Raw genomic sequence first — 17,571 nt, 5'->3', positions numbered from 1 at the left:
AAAACGACGGGAGAGAAGGGTGATTGCCCAGGAGCAGAGGACGATCGACGCCCTCGCGCGCGACGTGACACGGGTGGAGTCGCTTCGCGCCGTCAAGAATCTGCAGCGCGGCTACGCGCACTACAGCCAGTTCGGACAGTGGTCCGCGATGGCCGCCCTCTTCGCCGCCGATGGCATCCTGCGGTGGGGCGAGGAGATCATGACCGGACGCGGGGCGATCAGAACCTGGTTCGAAGCCCGCGAAGGCGCCATGAACGGCCGCGCCCCGGGCACACTGCACACCGAGATCATCGACGAGCCGCTCGTGAACCTCTCGGCCGACGGGCACACGGCCAAGGCCCGCTGGATGACCATGCGCTTCCTCGGCGACGGCAAGGGGACGGCCCGCATCGAAGGCGGCGTCTACGAGAACGACTACGTCCTCACCGACGGACGCTGGCTCATCGCGACCATGAACTACCACCCGCAGTTCGAAGGCGACTACCACGACGGCTGGACCAACGTCGGCGGCCGGGACCTGCCCCGCGTACCGATGCACTTCACCAGCGACGAGGCGGGAATCCCGATCCCCGCCCCGATCGGGGACCCACCCCCCAGCGGCGCGACCATCGAAGAACTGGCGGAGAGAATTCGCAGGTTGAACGACGAAGACGCGGTCCGCAACCTGCAGAACGCCTACGGCTACTACGTTGACCGCAAGATGTGGACCGACGTGGTCGACCTCTTCATCGAGGACGCGGTCGTCATGATCGCCGGCGTGGGCGAGTACAGGGGACGCGCGGGCGTCCGCCGCGCCATGGAACGCATGGGACCGGAGAACCTCACCTACGGCCAGCTCAACGACCACATGATCTTCGACCTCATCGTCGAGGTGCTGCCCGGAGGCCGGGAGGCGCTCAGCCGAGGCATCGAACTGGCCCTGCTGGGCGACGCGACCAAGCGCGAAGGCGCCTGGGAGTTCTCGGTATTCCGCAACCGCTTCATCAAGGAGGACGGGCTGTGGAAGCTGAAAGAGATATCGCTGACGCCCCTCATGCGTGCCGACTACCGCGAAGGCTGGGGCAACGGCGGCATCTCCCCGCCCACCGACCACGGCGCGCAACGATCACCTGCGCCAACCGGCGCCATCCCGGCCTTCCTTGACCAGACAACCGTTGAACGTGCGCTCTCAGGCGAGAAGCCCGCGAACCAAACAGGCCTCGCGCCGTACGACCTGGCCGACCTCGCCCGCCGGCTCGCCCGCTCCCAGGCGTACGACGGAGTGGAGAACGTCTCCTCCGTCTACGGCTACTACCTCGACGATTTCCAATGGTCCGACATGGCCGCGATCTTCGCCGTGAACGGCCACAAACAGTCGCCCTTCGCGGGCTATTACGTCGGCCGCGACCGAATCATCGGCGCGGCCAACGCGAACTGGGGCCCGTCCCCCGAACGCCGCAGCGCCATCTCCTTCCACTGGCGCACCCAACCCGTGATCCACGTCTCGCACGACGGCCGCTCGGCGAACCTGCGCACCCGCCTGTTCCAGCCGCGAACCTCCAAGGACCCCGGCAGCACGTCGAAGCACTTCTACATGGGCGGCCTGCACGGCGGAATGTACCCAAACGACCAAGCCGTACTGGAGAACGGCATCTGGCGGCTCTGGAGCCTGACCATCGACGAGCACTATTTCGCGTCCCCCGACTGGAAGGGCGGCTGGGCCTCGGCCGCGCCGCGACCGCAGGACGAGCCACCCCCACCCCCGAGCCGCCTCCTGAGCACCTATCCGCCGGACATCCCGCTCACCGACCTGGGACGACGGCAGGATGGCTTCCGCGGTGGAACGGGCAAGCTCATCGAGTGGCCCGCCATCCTGCCCATGTGGTTCCACTACCGCAACCCGGTGAGCGGACGCGTTCCAGAGAACTTCTGGCCCGACTGCGTGCCATGCGAAAAGGCTCCCCACATCCGCATGACGGCACATGGCTACCAGAAACCCCCGAACGGTCCCGAGATCGACGGGGTGGACCTCACCTAGCCAGGGCGGTGCGCGGCCGGTCGGTCCGGCCGGAAGCTATTCGCCGACCTTCTTGCCGTAGAGCATGACGCGTGTGTCGGCCGGAACGCGCTTGCCCGCGGCAGGCGTCTGACGGACGACGACCCACCCGCGATCGCCGAGTCGGATGCCGCCCCGGCCGGTGGCCTTCTTGCCGGACAGATGGCGGAGCCCCGCCGCCCGCATGACTTTCTGCGCGGCCTGAAATTTCATGCCGACGACGTTCGGCACCACTTTCTTCTTGGCGCCGAACGTCACGAGCGCGGAATCGTCGAAGGAGGGCCGGATTCCGGCCGCGTCGCCGACGGCCGCGGCCGAGGTGGTCGTAACGTCCATGGTAGGAGCCGGGGAGGCAGAGGCCGGGGTCGTGCCGTAGGCGGCGGCCAGCAGGGCGATGGCGAGCACGGCGGAAATTCTGGATGACATGGCGCCTCTCTCGAATCAATGGCTGTGAGCGCGGAGATTTTATTTACCGCGCGTCCGCCGTGCGGGTGGACCGGCGAAGTCAGGAGAGGCCGCCGGGTGGCTACGGGGCGGACAGGCCGGCGGCGGCGCGGCCCGAGATCAGCAGTTCGGTGGTGAGCCGGATGTGCGATTCGGTGAGTTGTGCGGCGAGGTCGGCGTCGCGGGCGATGGCCGCCTCCATGATCTCGCGGTGCTCGCGGGCGACGTCACGGTGAACGCGGGTCTGCTCGGGATACGACCAGCAGCGGTACACCTCGGAGATCGAGCGGAGCCGAGCCGCCGTCTCGACGAGGTACACGTTGTCGCAGCCTCCCAGGATGGCGCCGTGGAACGCGTCGTGGGCGGCCAGCCACTCCTCGGGGATGTCGTCGCCTGTGGCGGTCTCGCTCGCGCGGGCCAGGGCGTGGTGCTTGGCGACGACATCGGTTTCCCAGGTGATGTCGCCCTGGGCGACCGCCTGCCGCGTCACCAGCGTCTCGATGGCGACGCGGGCGTCGGTGAGCTGCGTCAGCCGCTCGACCGAGACGTCGATGACCCGGAACCCGCGCTGCGCCTCGGACGTGGCCAGCCCCTGCTCGACCAGTCGGGGGAGGACCTCGCGCAGCACGCCGGTGCTGACCTTGTAGCGCTCGCCGAGATCGACGAATCCCAGCCGGGTGCCCGGGGCCAACCGGCCGTTGAGGATCTCGGCGCGGATCAAGCCGAGGACGACGTCCGCGCGGGTGGGGTTCGAAGATCGGGTACGGCGCGCCATGACGGCATTTTAGCAAGGTTCCGGAAGTTGATCGCCGATAGGAAACCTTGTGAGAATTTCGAAATAGCGTTGACATTTCTACCGAGGGGATGCCACCGTGTGAGTGGCATCACGGCTCGGGTCGTCGTCCCGACGGCCTCGTCACAGGAAGGCGTGCACGTGCGCATTGCAACCCGGTCCGGTCGAGCGGTCATGATCTCTCCTGACGCCGCGCGGCTGGTCGACGTCGCCGAAGCGAGCGGGGGACTCTTCGGCCCGGACCCGCGCGGGCTGTACGACGCCTGGGACGAGTTCACCGGCTGGGCCGCGGGCGCCTCGATCGACTTCGCCGCGGACGGCACGCCGGTCGTGGTCGAGGAGCTCGGCCCTCCCTCGCCCGACCCGCGGCAGGTCTTCGCGATCGGTCTCAACTACCGCGACCACGCCGACGAGTCGGGGATGGGGTATCCGGACTCGCCCGCGACCTTCACCAAGTGGGTCGGCAGCTTCACGGGCCCGGTGGGCGACCTCGTGCTTCCCGCCGCGACCGTCGACTGGGAGGCCGAGCTCGTCGTCGTCATCGGCCGTCGTGCCGCGCGTGTCGCGGCGGCCGACGCGTGGTCGTACGTCGCCGGACTGACCGTGGGACAGGACTACTCCGAGCGCACCCTGCAACTGGCCGGTCCGGCTCCGCAGTTCTCGCTCGGCAAGTCGTTCCCGGGATTCGCGCCGCAGGGTCCGTGGCTGGTCACCCCGGACGAGGTCGCCGACCCGGACAATCTCGCGATCGAGTGCCGGATCAACGGCGAGATCATGCAGAAGAGCGCGACCGGTCGACTGATCTTCTCGGTTCCCGACCTGGTGGAGCGGCTGTCGTCGGTCGTGCCGTTGACCCCGGGGGATGTCATCTTCACCGGTACGCCGGCCGGTGTCGGCGGCGCCCGCAAGCCCGCCCGGTTCCTCAAGGCGGGCGACGTGGTCGAAACGACCATCGAAGGCATCGGCACCCTGCGCCAGGTCTGCGTCCCCGCCAACTGACCACCCGAGAGAAGGAACCTCTCATGCCGCTGCACAGACTGACCAGCATCACCCTGGGCGTGCCGGACGTCCCGAGCACGGCCGCCTACTACGCGGACTTCGGCCTGACGCCCGTCGCGCCGGACCCCAACGCGCCGGATGTGGCGCGGTTCCGCTCCGCCGACGGCGGCGAGCAACTGGCGATCGCCTACGCGCCGCGGCGCAGACTGCTCGACCTCGGCGTCGGGGTGGACGACCCGGACGACCTCGACCGGGTGGCGCGGGCGTTGGAGCGACTGGGGGTCGAGACCGTGCGCTCCGCGACGTCGGTGCAGGCCACCGACCCCGGCACCGAGGTACGGGTCCGGGTGGAGATCGCGCCACACGTCGAGGCCGAGCCGCACCCCGTCCCGGCGTACAACGCACCGGGCGTGACCGCCCGCGAGAACGCGCGCGCCGACGCCGTCCTGCGCGAAGGCCCGGTCCGGCCGCGCAAGCTCGGCCACGTCGTCCTGGGCTCGACCGACCAGGAGGCGTCGCAACGCTTCTTCATCGAGGGGCTCGGCTTCAAGGTGAGCGACACGGTCAAGGACATGGCCGCGTTCCTGCGGTGCTCGACCGACCACCACAACGTCCTGGTGCAGAGCGCGCCGGTGAGCCTGCTGCACCACACGTCCTGGCAGGTCGACGACGTCGACGAGGTGGGACGCGGCGCCGCGGCGATGCTCGCGCAGGACCCGGGGCGGCACGTGTGGGGGCTCGGCCGGCACGCGATCGGGTCCAACTTCTTCTGGTACCTCAAGGACCCGGCCGGCAACTTCTCCGAGTACTACTCCGACCTCGACTGCATCGTCGACGACGCCCTGTGGCAGCCCAGCGTGTGGGAGGGGGCGCGGTCGCTCTACGACTGGGGCCCTCCGCCGCCGCCGTCGTTCCTCGCCCCCGAGGACCTCGCCGCCCTCATGACCGGATCGCACTCCGCGTGACCGCCGAGCCGCCCGCACCGGGAGGCTCGGCGGGCGGGCCGCTGAGGACGCCCCCCGCGTCCTCGCAACAGTAAGGAGAACCACATGACCGAGCAGGTCACGCCGTCAGCGCGAAACGTCTTCGTCCCGCACGCGTTCCCCGAGAAGCAGGTCGACCTCGGCGAGGTCGTCCTCAACTACGCCGAGGCCGGCACCCCCGACAAGCCCGCGCTGGTCCTGCTCCCGGAGCAGACCGGGTCGTGGTGGACCTACGAGTCCGCCATGGGCCTGCTCGCCGAGAACTTCCACGTGTACGCCCTCGACCTGCGGGGCCAGGGACGCAGCACCTGGACCCCCAAGCGGTACAGCCTCGACAACTTCGGCAACGACATCGTGCGCTTCATCGCGCTCGTCGTCGGCCGGCCGGTGATCGTGGCGGGCAATTCGTCGGGCGGCGTGCTCGCGGCCTGGCTCTCCGCCTACGCGATGCCCGGCCAGATCCGCGGCGCGCTCTGCGAGGACCCGCCCTTCTTCTCCTCCGAACTCACGCCGGCCTGCGGGCACTCGATCCGCCAGGCCGCGGCTCCGCTGTTCGAACTGTTTCGCAACCACCTCGGCGACCAGTGGTCGGTGGGTGACTGGGCCGGGTTTGTCGCGGCCGCCAAGGCGTCGCCGTTCGAGATCACGAGGTTCTTCCCGACGGGCGACGAGCCACCGCAGAACCTCAAGGAATACGACCCCGAATGGGCGCGTGTCTTCTTCGAGGGCACCGTCGCCCTGCACTGCCCGCACGAGCGGATGCTGGCGCAGGTGAAGACGCCCGTGCTGATCACCCACCACGTGCGCATGATCAACCCGGACACCGGCGAACTGCTGGGTTCGTTGTCCGACCTGCAGGCCGAGCGGGCGCAGGCGCTCATGCGCGGCGCGGGCGTCCAGGTCGACTACGTGTCGTTCCCCGACGCGGCCCACATCATGCACGCCACGGACCCGGCCCGCTATGCCGAGGTCCTGACCCAATGGGCGGCGAAGCTGCCGGCGGGCGCGTGAACGTCCCCCGCCACGACGGCGACCTGTTCAACGAGCGGACGCCGTCCTGGTGACCACCCCGTCGTCCGCGCGCGAGGTCGAAGCCGGTCCCACACTCGCCCCTGGCGGAGCGCGGCTCGTGGGGCCGGCGGCCTCGCCCCGGCACGCGGCCCGTACGGCGGTCACCCCGCGCCGATGGAGACACACGAGGTCATCGAGGGTCGCCCGATCGGCGTTCGGCACTCCTGGCGCGGCGGGCTTCGGGCGTCCCGCAAGTGCGTCAAGGCGCTGACCGCGACATCCGACCGGCCCAGCCGAGGCGTCCGGTCCGCGGATTCGAGCCGGACGCCGGGTGGCCGCCGCTGCCGCCGTCCCGACGGCATAAGCGACGCACGGCACCGTGCAACGAAGGAGCAGCACATGCGTTTCGACGAAGCGACGCCCCTGTACGACGTCATCGTCGTCGGCTACGGACCGGTCGGGCAGGTCCTGACCAACCTGCTGGCGCAGGACGGCCATCGGGTGGCCGTCATCGAGCGCCAACCGGAACTCTATCCGCGGCCCCGCGCGGTCCACTTCGACCACGAGATCCGCCGCGTCCTGGACCGGCTCGGCGTCGTCGCCGGCCTGGGCGACGACGTGGTCGAGTTGCGCAGCTACGAATGGCGGGGCGCGGACGGCGAGCTGATCCTCGAACTCAAGAACGACACGATCGCGGCCAGCGGTCACGCGTTCAGCCACCTCTTCTACCAGCCCGCCCTGGAACGGGCGCTGCACGAGCGGGCACTGCGCGCGCCGTCGGTGGACCTCATGCGCGGCTGGGAGACGGTCTCGGTCGCGGAGACCGACGGGATCGTGACGGTCACCGCCGAGCGCACCCGCCCCATCGGCGCGGGCGAGCTCGAACTCACCGGGGAGCGCATCCACCTGCGCGGCCGGTACGTGGTCGGCGCCGACGGCGCGAACTCCCGGATCCGCGCGCTGTCCGGCATCGGCGAGGTCGACCTTGGCTTCTCCGAGCACTGGCTCGTCGTCGACGTCGGCTTCCCCGATCACCAGGTCGCCGAGCGGCTCTTCGACCGGCTCGGCGACTCCTGCCAGTGGTGCGATCCGCGCCGTCCGCACATGTCCGTGCGGGTCGGCCGGCACCGCCGCCGCTGGGAGTTCATGCTGCTGCCCGGCGAGGACCCGGCCGAGTTCGCCACGGACGAGGCGGTGTGGCGGATGCTGGAACCCTGGGTCGGCCCGGCCGACGCGACGCTGGAACGACACGTGGTCTACCGGTTCGCCGCTCGGCTCGCCGAGCGGATGCGGCTGGGCGCCACCCTGCTGGTCGGCGACGCCGCCCACGTCATGCCCCCCTTCATGGGGCAAGGGCTGTGCTCGGGCGTACGGGACGCGGCCAACCTGGCGTGGAAGCTCGACCTCGTGCTGCGCGGCGTCAGCGACGCGGCGCTGCTCGACACCCTGACCGAGGAACGCTACGAGCAGAACCTGCGCACCATCGAGGTCTCGGTGCGGATGGGCAGGGTGAGCTGCACCCTCGACCCCGCGGCCGCGCGCGGCCGGGACGAGGCGTTCCGCACCGGCCGGGTTCCGCCGCCGGAGCCGATGCCGGGGCTGCGGGGCGGAATCCGCCACCGGCCGGCCGGCACGGACTCCGACCCGCTCGCCGGAACGCTCGCCGTACAGGGGCTCATCGGCCGCGACGACCGGCGCGGGCTCGCCGACGCCGTCGTGGGCGACGGATTCTGCCTGATCAGCCGCCACGGCGTCGATCCGGGCCCGGCGGACGCGCTCGGGATCCGGCCGCTCTGCCTCGACCCGGCCCACCCGGACGGTTACACCGATCTCGACGGCAGGCTGACGGCCTGGCTCGACGCGAGCGGGGCCGAGGCCGTCCTCGTCCGCCCCGACTTCTACGTGTTCGGCTGCGCGCCCACGGCCGCCGACGTGCCCGCGCTCCTCGCCGACCTCCGCGACCAGGTCCTGACCGGCCGGAAATCCCCCATCTCCCCCCAAATGGAGGCTCGATGACCAGCGGCGCGGCCACCACCCGCGCCGGGGGCGTCCCCACCCCCGTCGAAGCGGTGATCCCGCTCGCGCAGCGGCTGAGCGCCGCCGAGCACCCGTCCGGCAGGCACCGCGAGGTCCTACGCGGCCACGCCGAGCCGCTGTTCCACCTAGTCACCGCGACGACGACTACGCGTACCCCCGACGTGGTCGTGACCGATGCCGAAATCGAGGTGGTCTGATGCGCTTCGCGACCGTGGAGGAACCGGACGGCACGATCCGCTGCGGCGTCGTCGACGGGGACACACTGTGGCGCCTGCCGGCCGGGACGACCCTGCTCGACCTGCTGCGGACGGGCACCCTGACCGCGTCGAGGGCCGACGCCAACGATCCCGTCCCGCTGGCCGGCCGACGGCTGCTGCCGCCCGTCGAGGCGCCGACCGTGCGCGACTTCGTCGCGTTCGAGGAGCATGTCGAGGGCATCGCCGGCACCGTCGACGAGGCCTGGTACGCGGCGCCCACCTTCTACTTCACCAACCCGTACGCGCTGGTCGGGGCACACGACGACGTCGCGGTGCCCCCCGGGTGCACCCGCCTGGACTTCGAGCTCGAGGTGGCCGCCGTCATCGGAACCGCCGGGTCCGACCTGACCCCGGAGCAGGCCCGCGACCACATCGCCGGGTACACGATCCTCAACGACTGGTCCGCACGCGACCTGCAGTTCCGCGAGATGGCGGTACGGCTCGGCCCGTGCAAGGGCAAGGACTTCGCCACCACGCTCGGGCCCGTCCTCGTCACCGCCGACGAACTGGAGCCCTACCGCGACCCCGACGGCTTCCTCGCCCTCGGCATGACCGTCGCGGTCAACGGCGCCGAGATCGGCCGCGACCTGCTGTCGAACATGGCCTGGCCGTTCGAGGACCTCGTCGCGTACGCCAGCCGCGGCACCGCGGTCCGCCCAGGGGACGTCCTGGGCTCCGGCACCTGCGGCAACGGCGGCTGCCTCGCCGAGTTGTGGGGCCGCGGCCGCGACGACCTCCCGCCGCTGCGGCCCGGCGACGTCGTGGAGATGACCGTCGAGGGGCTCGGCACGATCCGCAACACCGTCGTCGCCGGTCCGGATCCGCACCCGATCCGCCCCGCCCGACCCCGCCCGCGCACGCGACCCGCCGTCCCCCCGATGAGGTCCCACGAGCCCACGACACGGCCGGACCGCCACGCCGGTGGAGCCTGTGGCATACCCGCCGAATCCTTTCTGCCACGTCAGAACCGTCATCGTCAGGAATACGGCGACTGAACAATGGCACGGGTTGACACTTGGCGCTTACCGGGTCAATGATCAGTCGGTGATGCTTCCTCGTGTTAAAGCCGAGCATGCCCCATACCGTTTATCGGATTCACGCGTGCGGATAGGCGGAGACATCTACGGCATCGCCTCCGAAATCGAGGACCCCGGCGGGCTGGCGTGGGCGGCGCTCAATCTGATGGATGGGACCCGCACGCAGGACGACATCGTGGACGCGCTCACGGCGCTTTTTCCCGAACTGCCCGTCACGAGCGTGGCGAGGATCGTGGACGCCCTCGTACGATCCGGGCACATCGAGGATGCGAATTCGGCGGCGCCCGAAGAGCTGACCCCACGGGAGCAGGAGCGTTATCTCCGCAACCGGGACTTTTTCCGATGGGTGGACCTCAGCCCGCACGGGAATCCGTGGCATCCTCAGCTTCGCCTGAAGTCCGCGCGCGTGGTGGTAATCGGCCTGGGCGGAACCGGAACTCACGCCGTCTGGTCCCTGGCCGCCGCCGGAGTCGGGCGTGTCCACTGCGTGGACTCGGACACGGTGGAACTCTCCAACCTGAACAGGCAAATCCTCTACACCGAGGCGGATATCGGGCGGCGGAAGGTGGACGTGGCACTTCGCCGGCTCAAGGCCGTGAATTCGGATATCACGATCACCGGCGAAAACCGCCGTATCGACGGCCAGGAGGCACTGCTCCCACTGCTCGCGGACTGCGACGTCCTCGCGCTCTGCGCCGACGAGCCGCGAGGAGAGGCGGGCCTGCGGCACTGGGCGAACCGTGCCTGCCTGTCCGCCGGAGTGCCCTGGGTGGGCGGAGGCTACAGCGGGCCGCTGGTCAGCACGTGTGTCACCGGACCTGGAGGCCCGTGTTTCGAGTGCCTGCAGCACGCCGCGGAACAGGAACGGCGCCGAAAAGGCCACCCGGCCACCGCGGACTTCGGCTGGCCCGGAGTGCTCGCGACCACCGCGGCCCTTTCCGGCCAGCTCATCGCGCAGGCGGTGATTTCTCTGCTCACGGAGATTCCCCGCATAGCCCCCGGCTACCTGACAGGAATCAATGTAATCGCCCCTGACCAGCATTTCTTCGTACGCCCCGAACGGCGCGCCGACTGTCCTGTTTGTGCATCGTGACCTGATCCGGTCAAATTGTTGACGGTGAGTTCCCTGTTACCCGATCATCGTCATGCAATCACCAACCGGTCAGGAGGCGTCATGAATCTGGAAGAGAACATCCCCTACGAGAATGAACAAGAAGAAGTGGAGTCCTTACCGATCGTGATCCGGCGGCTGGACAAGGTCGAGACCACCGGCTTCCCCCTGAGCAACAGCACCGGGAATTAAGCGTTCCTGACTCATCCGGGCGGGCGATGGTCCGCCCGGACCCCTCCGCCTTCCGAAAGAAAATGGAATTCCCCCATGCAGGACCCGTTCCACCGCAGCAGAGAGGCGCCGCGCGTCCACCCGTCCGCCAAGGACCATCGGGCGCATTCCGTTGCGAAATTCGAGACGGCAAACGAAATCGATTGCTTCGAACGGGGAATCCCCTCCCTGCCGCGGCCGAGGCTCGGGTGAACCGGTGAACTCGGTAGAGTTCCACACGTTCGGGACCCGCCGGGACGGCGACGAGTGGATTATCGGCCGGGTGGGCTCGGACCAGTTCATGGTCATACCCGCGGAGGGATTACGGGCGATCGAACTGCTCCGCGAGGGGGCCTCCACACGGGAGGCCCGGGAGCGTCTGCGGGCCGAGACCGGAAGGCTGCTGGACGTCGAGTCCTTCGTGGCCGGGCTGGCCGAGTCGGGCCTGGTGGCGCGCATCGACGGCCGTCCGATCGACACGCCGCCGTTGCCCGAACCGACGTTTCCCCGCCTCCGCCCGCATCACGTCCGATGGACACAGCACCTACTCGTGCACCTCGGCCTCGCCGCCGTGATACTCGCGGGTCTGGTCGTCTGCCTGCTCGACCCCGGCATCCTGCCCGGCTGGCGCACGATGATATGGAGCGAGCACGGCTCCCTCGTGATCCTCGGACAGATCGCGCTCGCGTGGCTTCTGGTCCTGCTGCACGAGTTCGCGCACCTGGCCACCGCACGCGCCGCCGGAATCCCGGGCACGATCAGCCTGGGCACCCGTCTGCAGTTTCTCGTCGCGCAAACGAACGTGACCGGAATCTGGCTGTTACCCTTCCGCGCCAGGGCCACCGTCTACCTCGCCGGCATGACCCTGGACGCCACGATCTGCGCCGCCGCACTGGTGTTGATCTTCCTCTTCGGGCCGCATCCGCTGCTGTCGATGCTGGTGCTCACCGAACTGGGCTGCCTGCTCGTCCAGTTCCTGCTGTTCATGCGCACCGACATCTACTTCCTACTGCAGGACCTCACGGGTTGCCGGAACCTGTACGGCGACAGCACCGCCTACCTGCGCCATCTGATCAGCATGCGCGGACATCCCGACCCCCTTGCCCGTCTGCCCAAACGAGAGCGCGTAAGCATACGCGCCTACACCGTGCTGCTGGTCGCGGGCACCGCCGCCTCCCTCGCCTTCGCCGCGGCCGTCACCCTACCGCTCCTGATCTCGCTGGTCGCCACGGCGGCAGGCACCCTCATGACCGGTCCCGACCTGATCGCGCTCCTGGACGCGACCGCGGTACTGGCCCTCACGACAGGCATGGAACTGCTCTGGGCCCGCGCCTGGCTACGCCGCCACGGCCACCGCATACGCGCACTCCTGTCGCGAAAGGCACGTCCCCCGGCGACGACCGCCGATCGCGACCTGCCGGGCACCTCACACGGCTGACCACGCCCCCGATCGCCCCCGATCTCCCCCGGTCGCCCCACGGGAACAGTTGGTCGCGGTCGTTGCCGCAGGCGGCCGGGCAGGCTCAGGCAGTCGACGAGCGCGTCAGCCGCTGACCCATCGAGCACGGGCGGTTCCTACTGCGCTGGTGGCGGTGGCTGCGAGCGGTCGAGGTGAAGTGGAACCGGGGACCTCGGCGGAGGCTACCCGCCCGATCGTCTTAGCCCGATGGAAGCGGGTGGGGGCGCAGGATCATGAGATTGCCCTCCAGCCTCGCCGCCATGGCAAAGGGAAACCGGTCCACCTCAAGGCACAGTTCGACGTCCTTCGGATGGATCCCTTGATAGCCGCGGCGCACACCCTCGACGAGGTCGGCTGCGGCACGCGACTGTGCCGCACGATGAACGAATCTCGCCGCGTCGACGCCGCCACCGGTGATTCTCTGAGCGATGTATTGGGCACAGGCGGCGTCTTCGTCGGCTTTCCCGTCGTCACCGGTGATCACGAACGTGACGTCACGCGGTTGCCTTGCAAGCAGGAACCGGGCCGTCGCCTCGGCCACCACGAAGCTCGCGCACAACACCAGCGACGCGTCCTTGACCGCGTGGGCGCCGACGGTCCCGGCCGTTGTCTTCTGCACGATCGTCCGGCCCGCGACGGCGGCCGACCGCAGCAAGGCCGGCGAGTTGACCATGTCGAAGCCCGGGGCGGGCGGCCCGTCTTTCAGCGTCACCCAGTCCGGATTGCCCGCCTTCAGGTCGAGGGCCTCATCCAAGGACTCGGCAAGAACGATCTTCTCGGCACCGCGGGCGAACGCCCAGGCGGCCACGGTGAAGGCGCGCATGACATCAATCACGACCGCCGCGGCCGGGACCGTTGCCAACTGCGTGGTACCAACGAATCGAAGGTCCATGCCGCACATGATCGTGCATGTCCTTCAGGACGCCAGGTTTTCGTCCGGCGGACCGCAAAGATTACTTCTTGGTCCGGAAGATGATTCTCGCCGCCACGACCGAGACCCTGGAGACCATGCCGACTCCGGCTGTGAAGCAGGAAACCCAACCCGCGAGGGTTGGGCTCCCCGGGCTGCAGCCGTGGGAGAAAGTCAAAGACAGACTCGCCTAGAACGGGAAAACGAGTCGGCGGTCTTCCACGCGGTCGTAGATGGCGCGCAACCATGGCTGACGAACTTCTGGCAGTCGCGCCAGCGTGTCGAGGAACAACTCCCGATCGGGGCGGAACGGGATGGACGGCAACGGCGGCGGACGATCATCGCGGTAGACGTCGTGAGGCAGCCCGCCCGACGCGGGATGGAGCCGTCGATTCCGATTGAAGGCCAGGTACATCCACACATCGGCGGGCAGCGGCACCGATGCCCCGGCACCGGACGACCACATGTCCCCGGTTCGCGGATGCAGCGGAACCAAGGCGATGTCCGGAGCCGGGCCGTGCAGGCCCGGCCCGGCCAGGGCCAGACTCTTCACCGGTGGTCCCGGCGGCAGCAGTGCGTCGAGCGCCGAACGGAACACATCGGCGACAGGACCGGTGGAAACCGCGACGCGCGTACCGTTCGAAACCGCCAGCAGGTGGGCCAGCGCCACGCCGATCGCCGCCACCCACACCGGATTCCACGCCCCGATCCGCTCGACCAGTGGTAGCTCCCGCTGCTCCTTCAGCAGTTCCTCCCAGGCGAGCGCCCGAGGGGCGGGCGCACCGGCGTCGAGAGGGCGCACGGCACGCGGATCGAGCCAAACCACCTGCCAGTACGAGCAATCATCAATGAGGGTGGCCACGGCACGTCCGCACCGCGCGCACGCCAGGTTCGGCCCGTCCCTGCCGTCCAGGCCGCAGCACAAGCCGTCGCATCGCTCCGGGATCACAACCGTTCCGCGGATGTCGCCCGGCGCGACCGCGACCGCTCCGGATGGCCCGTACGACAAACTGTAAACGGGCGCGTACACGCCGCGGGCTTCTGCCTCCTCCGAGCCGATCTCCTCCCACCGTAGCCACGGCGGCCCGAAGGGCTGTGGGTCCACCGCATAGGTTCCCGGCTCCAAGAGCGGGGGCAGTAGTTCGTGGCCGTACTGTTGATGAGCGTGGACGGGGAGCGCGACCTGCGACAACGCCCCGGTCAGCGAGGCCCCACAGCCCGCGCACACGAAGACGGTCATGACCCTCCCGCACCACAGCGCACTCAGATCATTTTGTCGCAGAGGAGTCTGTGGGGAGATCGAAGTCCCCACAGAACCCGAGGCGATTCAACGCCTTTTGCCCTGATATTTCTAGTGAATTGTCTAAAGGCGTTCCCCACCGGAGACTTCGATCACCTGGCCGGTGATCCACGCGCTTGAGTCGCTCAGCAGGAACGAGATGACGCGGGCGGCGTCCTCGGGCTCGCCGATGCGGCCGAGCGCGATGCCCTCGGCGATCGCGGGGATCAGCTCGGGCATCTTGGTGAACGCGTCGTCGGAGATGCGGGTGCGTGTGGCTCCGGGCGCCACCGTGTTGACGCGGATCCCGCGTCCGGCGAGTTCCTTGGCCCAGAATCCGGTGACCGTATGCAGCGCTCCCTTGGCGGCGGCGTAGGCCGAGTATCCCGCTGAGACGCGGCTGGGCAGCGCCGAACTGGAGCCGACGTTCACAATGGCCCCGTTGTCCGCGAGGAGCGGCAGAAGGCGCTGGGTGAGAAAGTAGGGGCCTTTGAACAGCACGTTGTGGAACCGGTCGAATTCTTCCTCGGTGATGTCGGCGAACATGGCGGGGCCGCCAACGCCCGCGTTGTTGACCAGGTAGTCGAGCCGCGCACCCTCCCAGCGGATCGCGAGTTCGGCGCGAACCTGGCTCACGAAATCGTCCAGGCCGGCGATGTCGTTCAGGTCAAGCGGGAGGCTGGTGGCCGTGCCGCCCTCGGCCTCGATCTTGGCGATCGTGTCGTCGCCCTCACTCTTGTGGGAGCGGTAGGTGGTGATGACGCCGATTCCTTGCTTCGCGAGCTCAAGTGCGGTGGCCTGGCCGATGCCAGCGCTTCCACCTGTGACGAGTGCGACGGCCATGTGACGCTCCACTTCAAAAGAGGACTCTGGGCTCCTTCCATCCAAGGGGGCGAACCTGTTCCGACCGTAGACCAATACACCCGGATACTTGCCTAATCCTCTCTGCGACGTCAGAACTGTGCGCATGGTCGCGCGCCCGGTAGAATGCGGTGGCCATGTCACCGCCATCACCTTGCGGCATCCTCGGATCGCTCTACCGAATGTGGCGGTAGACGTCGCGGCGATTGCCGACGGCCAGAACCCACACGATCAACTGGCCGTCCTCAATGGTATAGATCACGCGATAGTCGCCGACTCTCAGCCGCCAACGGGCGCTGTGCCCTTGAAGGGCCTTGATGTCGAACGCCGTGGTGTCCCCTTTGTCCATCGCCTTTTGCAACTCGGTAAGGCGGTGCAGGATTCGCAGCGCATCCGAACGGGGAATTTTGAGCATCTCCCGCTGAGCATGCGGCGCGAAGCGCGTGACGTATCCCACGGGAGCTCAGCTCGGATTGTCCCGCAGCAGAGCGGCCATCTCTTCGAGCGAGACCGACCCTTCCATGCCTTCGGACTCCGCTTCGTCGGCCAGTTGGTTGAGCCATGCCTCTTCGGCGTCTTCCGCGATCTGGCGCAGACGCACGTACTCATCGATGTCGATGACGATGGCCTCCTGCTTGCCGCGCCGGGTGATGATCGTCGGGGTTTCGTCCCGGCGGGCGCGATCGATGACATCCGCCAGGTGGCTGCGGACCTCCGCCATGGATTCGATCAACGGGTCTCCCATGTCATGAGTGTAACAGATGTACATATCGCCCTTCGTTCGGCCATTGCCTGGGAGGTACCGGGGCAAGTGACAAGCGCAGCGTTGATCAATTGAGGCGGGTGGCGAGGGAGTCGGCGGCGTCGCGGACGGTGGGGGAGTCGATTGTGGTCAGGGTGTATCGCAGATCGGTCAGGAGTTTGTGGGTGCGGCCGGAGGCGATGGTGGGGAGGTCGTCGAGGGTGGCCTGGGTTTCGGCGGCGGCTTCGTCCGCTTGCCCGGCCAGGGCCAGGCTTTGGGCGTATCGGAGGCGGTAGTTGATTCGGTTGCGGACGTAGGCGGGGCCGAGTTGGTTGAGACCGGCGTGGTAGTAGGGGGAGGCGGCCTGGTGGCGGCCGGCCTCGGTGTAGAGGTGGCCCTGGGTCAGGTTGATCTCGGCAGGGCCGTAGAAGCCCACCCATTCCGGTGCCGGTCGGCCACGGCCCGCCTGGTCGAGCAGGCGCATCCCGCGGGCGAGTTCGCCCTTGGCGAGGGCGTGATCGCCCAGCATGGCGAGGGCGCGGGCCTCGCGTATCGCGATCAAGGACTGCAGTTTGGGTGAGCCCAGGGTCTCCGCACGGTGGCGGGCGGCCTGGAGGAAGTCGTAGGCCTGGCGGGGGCGGTTTTCGTAGATGGCCTGGAGGCCGAGCTGGGACAGGGCCTGGGCGGTGAGGTCCTCGTCGTTCAGCATGGCGGCGGTGGCCAGCGCCTCGCCCCAGTAGCGCCGGGCTTGCTCCTGGTGTCCGGAGTCGAAGCTGAGGAAGCCGCACATGGACGCCATTTGGCCTGCCAGTTGGCGGAGGCGGTGCCCGATCGACGTCGGGTAGTCGCTGACGTCGATCACGTGGCGGATGTGGTTGAGGTGCTGGATCGCCAGGGGGAGTACCCCGACGCTGCCGTGAACGGTGTCCAGGGTACGCAGCGCGGCCATGCCTGCGTGCAGGTCCTGGAGGTGGACGGTGCCGACCGCCGCCGGGGCGGTGGATCCGGGGATCGCTGCGATGGCGGCGGTGCCCATTGTGGCGGTGACAAATGTCCGTCTTTTCACGTCTGTTTCCTCTTCCCCGTTATTGGGGGTGGGGGATGTATATGTGTTTGTTTCTCCGTGCGGGGAGGGCGGGAAACCCAATTCGGTGGGTGGGACGCCGAACATGGCGTGCAATACGCGGCAGGAACGGGGGTGGGGGCGGGGAGGGTTGGGGGCGCGCCAGCGGCGGAACTGGCGGTCGGTGATGGTGAGGGGCTCGCCGATCAGGCGCGCGGCCTTGGCGAGCTCGGCCAGGAAGATCGCGGGGCGGGTCCAGCCGCGGTCGTGGCAGGCCTGGTCAAATGGCGTTCGCTGACTGGTCATGGGTCCCCCTTTTCGGTCGCCGAAACCACTGTAG

General features: G+C 68.7%; 18 protein-coding genes. 10 read left to right on the top strand and 8 right to left on the bottom strand.

Annotation, left to right across the window (positions count from 1 at the left end; all coding sequences use genetic code 11):
• The first annotated feature begins 19 nt into the window (after positions 1 to 19).
• Complete coding sequence (locus tag AB0K60_RS16380) at positions 20 to 2,017, top strand: nuclear transport factor 2 family protein (RefSeq protein WP_364054562.1); 1,998 nt, start codon at positions 20 to 22, stop codon at positions 2,015 to 2,017.
• Positions 2,018 to 2,053: 36 nt separating this feature from the next.
• On the opposite strand, the gene AB0K60_RS16375 is transcribed toward AB0K60_RS16380, so the two are convergent.
• Positions 2,054 to 2,440, bottom strand: coding sequence for a PASTA domain-containing protein (locus AB0K60_RS16375; protein WP_364054559.1), 387 nt, complete (start codon positions 2,438 to 2,440; stop codon positions 2,054 to 2,056).
• A 121-nt stretch (positions 2,441 to 2,561) separates the two neighbouring features.
• Positions 2,562 to 3,254, bottom strand: coding sequence for a GntR family transcriptional regulator (locus AB0K60_RS16370; protein ID WP_364054556.1), 693 nt, complete (start codon positions 3,252 to 3,254; stop codon positions 2,562 to 2,564).
• Between the two features lie 192 nt (positions 3,255 to 3,446).
• Between AB0K60_RS16370 and AB0K60_RS16365 the strand changes: the two genes are divergently transcribed.
• The 9 genes from AB0K60_RS16365 to AB0K60_RS16325 all read left to right on the top strand — a co-directional run bounded on the left by AB0K60_RS16365 (position 3,447) and on the right by AB0K60_RS16325 (position 12,355).
• The gene (locus AB0K60_RS16365; RefSeq protein ID WP_364054553.1) at positions 3,447 to 4,271 is read left to right on the top strand and encodes a fumarylacetoacetate hydrolase family protein; all 825 of its coding nucleotides are present in this window, start codon (positions 3,447 to 3,449) and stop codon (positions 4,269 to 4,271) included.
• A gap of 23 nt (positions 4,272 to 4,294) precedes the next feature.
• A complete protein-coding gene (locus AB0K60_RS16360; RefSeq protein WP_364054550.1) occupies positions 4,295 to 5,236 on the top strand; it encodes a VOC family protein in 942 nt (313 codons plus the stop codon).
• A gap of 84 nt (positions 5,237 to 5,320) precedes the next feature.
• The gene (locus AB0K60_RS16355) at positions 5,321 to 6,265 is read left to right on the top strand and encodes an alpha/beta hydrolase (protein WP_364054546.1); all 945 of its coding nucleotides are present in this window, start codon (positions 5,321 to 5,323) and stop codon (positions 6,263 to 6,265) included.
• Between the two features lie 399 nt (positions 6,266 to 6,664).
• On the top strand, positions 6,665 to 8,281 hold the full coding sequence (locus tag AB0K60_RS16350) for a bifunctional 3-(3-hydroxy-phenyl)propionate/3-hydroxycinnamic acid hydroxylase (protein WP_364054543.1): 1,617 nt from the start codon (positions 6,665 to 6,667) through the stop codon (positions 8,279 to 8,281).
• Complete coding sequence (locus AB0K60_RS16345) at positions 8,278 to 8,499, top strand: hypothetical protein (protein WP_364054540.1); 222 nt, start codon at positions 8,278 to 8,280, stop codon at positions 8,497 to 8,499. The genes AB0K60_RS16350 and AB0K60_RS16345 overlap by 4 nt, the downstream gene beginning before the upstream one ends.
• Complete coding sequence (locus AB0K60_RS16340; protein ID WP_364054537.1) at positions 8,499 to 9,554, top strand: fumarylacetoacetate hydrolase family protein; 1,056 nt, start codon at positions 8,499 to 8,501, stop codon at positions 9,552 to 9,554. The genes AB0K60_RS16345 and AB0K60_RS16340 overlap by 1 nt, the downstream gene beginning before the upstream one ends.
• Positions 9,555 to 9,606: 52 nt before the next feature.
• Positions 9,607 to 10,689 (top strand): HesA/MoeB/ThiF family protein, encoded by a 1,083-nt coding sequence (locus AB0K60_RS16335; RefSeq protein ID WP_364054865.1) that lies wholly within the window; start codon positions 9,607 to 9,609, stop codon positions 10,687 to 10,689.
• A gap of 81 nt (positions 10,690 to 10,770) precedes the next feature.
• Positions 10,771 to 10,899, top strand: a complete 129-nt coding sequence (locus AB0K60_RS16330) for a hypothetical protein (RefSeq protein WP_364054534.1) — start codon at positions 10,771 to 10,773, stop codon at positions 10,897 to 10,899.
• Positions 10,900 to 11,134: 235 nt separating this feature from the next.
• Positions 11,135 to 12,355 carry a hypothetical protein gene (locus AB0K60_RS16325; protein WP_364054531.1) on the top strand — a complete coding sequence of 407 codons (1,221 nt, stop codon included), beginning with the start codon at positions 11,135 to 11,137 and terminating at the stop codon, positions 12,353 to 12,355.
• Positions 12,356 to 12,575: 220 nt separating this feature from the next.
• On the opposite strand, the gene AB0K60_RS16320 is transcribed toward AB0K60_RS16325, so the two are convergent.
• The 6 genes from AB0K60_RS16320 to AB0K60_RS16295 form a co-directional block, all read right to left on the bottom strand.
• Positions 12,576 to 13,268: a 2-phosphosulfolactate phosphatase gene (locus tag AB0K60_RS16320; protein ID WP_364054528.1), complete on the bottom strand. Its 693-nt coding sequence runs from the start codon at positions 13,266 to 13,268 to the stop codon at positions 12,576 to 12,578.
• 208 nt (positions 13,269 to 13,476) lie between these two features.
• Positions 13,477 to 14,526 (bottom strand): hypothetical protein, encoded by a 1,050-nt coding sequence (locus AB0K60_RS16315; RefSeq protein ID WP_364054525.1) that lies wholly within the window; start codon positions 14,524 to 14,526, stop codon positions 13,477 to 13,479.
• 123 nt (positions 14,527 to 14,649) lie between these two features.
• Positions 14,650 to 15,408, bottom strand: a complete 759-nt coding sequence (locus AB0K60_RS16310) for an SDR family oxidoreductase (RefSeq protein ID WP_364054522.1) — start codon at positions 15,406 to 15,408, stop codon at positions 14,650 to 14,652.
• Positions 15,409 to 15,601: 193 nt separating this feature from the next.
• Positions 15,602 to 15,883 (bottom strand): type II toxin-antitoxin system RelE/ParE family toxin, encoded by a 282-nt coding sequence (locus tag AB0K60_RS16305; protein ID WP_364054519.1) that lies wholly within the window; start codon positions 15,881 to 15,883, stop codon positions 15,602 to 15,604.
• Between the two features lie 6 nt (positions 15,884 to 15,889).
• The gene (locus AB0K60_RS16300; RefSeq protein ID WP_364054516.1) at positions 15,890 to 16,171 is read right to left on the bottom strand and encodes a type II toxin-antitoxin system Phd/YefM family antitoxin; all 282 of its coding nucleotides are present in this window, start codon (positions 16,169 to 16,171) and stop codon (positions 15,890 to 15,892) included.
• Between the two features lie 85 nt (positions 16,172 to 16,256).
• Entirely contained in the window at positions 16,257 to 17,537 is a 1,281-nt protein-coding gene (locus AB0K60_RS16295) for a hypothetical protein (protein WP_364054513.1), read from the bottom strand.
• Positions 17,538 to 17,571 lie beyond the last annotated feature (34 nt).

The organism is Thermopolyspora sp. NPDC052614, from assembly GCF_040678635.1.
Lineage (GTDB): Bacteria > Actinomycetota > Actinomycetes > Streptosporangiales > Streptosporangiaceae > Thermopolyspora.
The sequence above is the reverse complement of the archived record's forward strand: the minus strand, read 5'-3'. Positions and strand labels throughout refer to the sequence as shown.

Coding starts and splice junctions, on each gene's coding strand:
- AB0K60_RS16370 (WP_364054556.1), bottom strand. CDS start 3,254: ATGGCGCGCCGTACCCGATCTTCGAACCCCACCCGCGCGGACGTCGTC.
- AB0K60_RS16365 (WP_364054553.1), top strand. CDS start 3,447: ATGATCTCTCCTGACGCCGCGCGGCTGGTCGACGTCGCCGAAGCGAGC.
- AB0K60_RS16360 (WP_364054550.1), top strand. CDS start 4,295: ATGCCGCTGCACAGACTGACCAGCATCACCCTGGGCGTGCCGGACGTC.
- AB0K60_RS16355 (WP_364054546.1), top strand. CDS start 5,321: ATGACCGAGCAGGTCACGCCGTCAGCGCGAAACGTCTTCGTCCCGCAC.
- AB0K60_RS16350 (WP_364054543.1), top strand. CDS start 6,665: ATGCGTTTCGACGAAGCGACGCCCCTGTACGACGTCATCGTCGTCGGC.
- AB0K60_RS16345 (WP_364054540.1), top strand. CDS start 8,278: ATGACCAGCGGCGCGGCCACCACCCGCGCCGGGGGCGTCCCCACCCCC.
- AB0K60_RS16340 (WP_364054537.1), top strand. CDS start 8,499: ATGCGCTTCGCGACCGTGGAGGAACCGGACGGCACGATCCGCTGCGGC.
- AB0K60_RS16335 (WP_364054865.1), top strand. CDS start 9,607: ATGCTTCCTCGTGTTAAAGCCGAGCATGCCCCATACCGTTTATCGGAT.
- AB0K60_RS16330 (WP_364054534.1), top strand. CDS start 10,771: ATGAATCTGGAAGAGAACATCCCCTACGAGAATGAACAAGAAGAAGTG.
- AB0K60_RS16320 (WP_364054528.1), bottom strand. CDS start 13,268: ATGGACCTTCGATTCGTTGGTACCACGCAGTTGGCAACGGTCCCGGCC.
- AB0K60_RS16315 (WP_364054525.1), bottom strand. CDS start 14,526: ATGACCGTCTTCGTGTGCGCGGGCTGTGGGGCCTCGCTGACCGGGGCG.
- AB0K60_RS16310 (WP_364054522.1), bottom strand. CDS start 15,408: ATGGCCGTCGCACTCGTCACAGGTGGAAGCGCTGGCATCGGCCAGGCC.
- AB0K60_RS16300 (WP_364054516.1), bottom strand. CDS start 16,171: ATGGGAGACCCGTTGATCGAATCCATGGCGGAGGTCCGCAGCCACCTG.
- AB0K60_RS16295 (WP_364054513.1), bottom strand. CDS start 17,537: ATGACCAGTCAGCGAACGCCATTTGACCAGGCCTGCCACGACCGCGGC.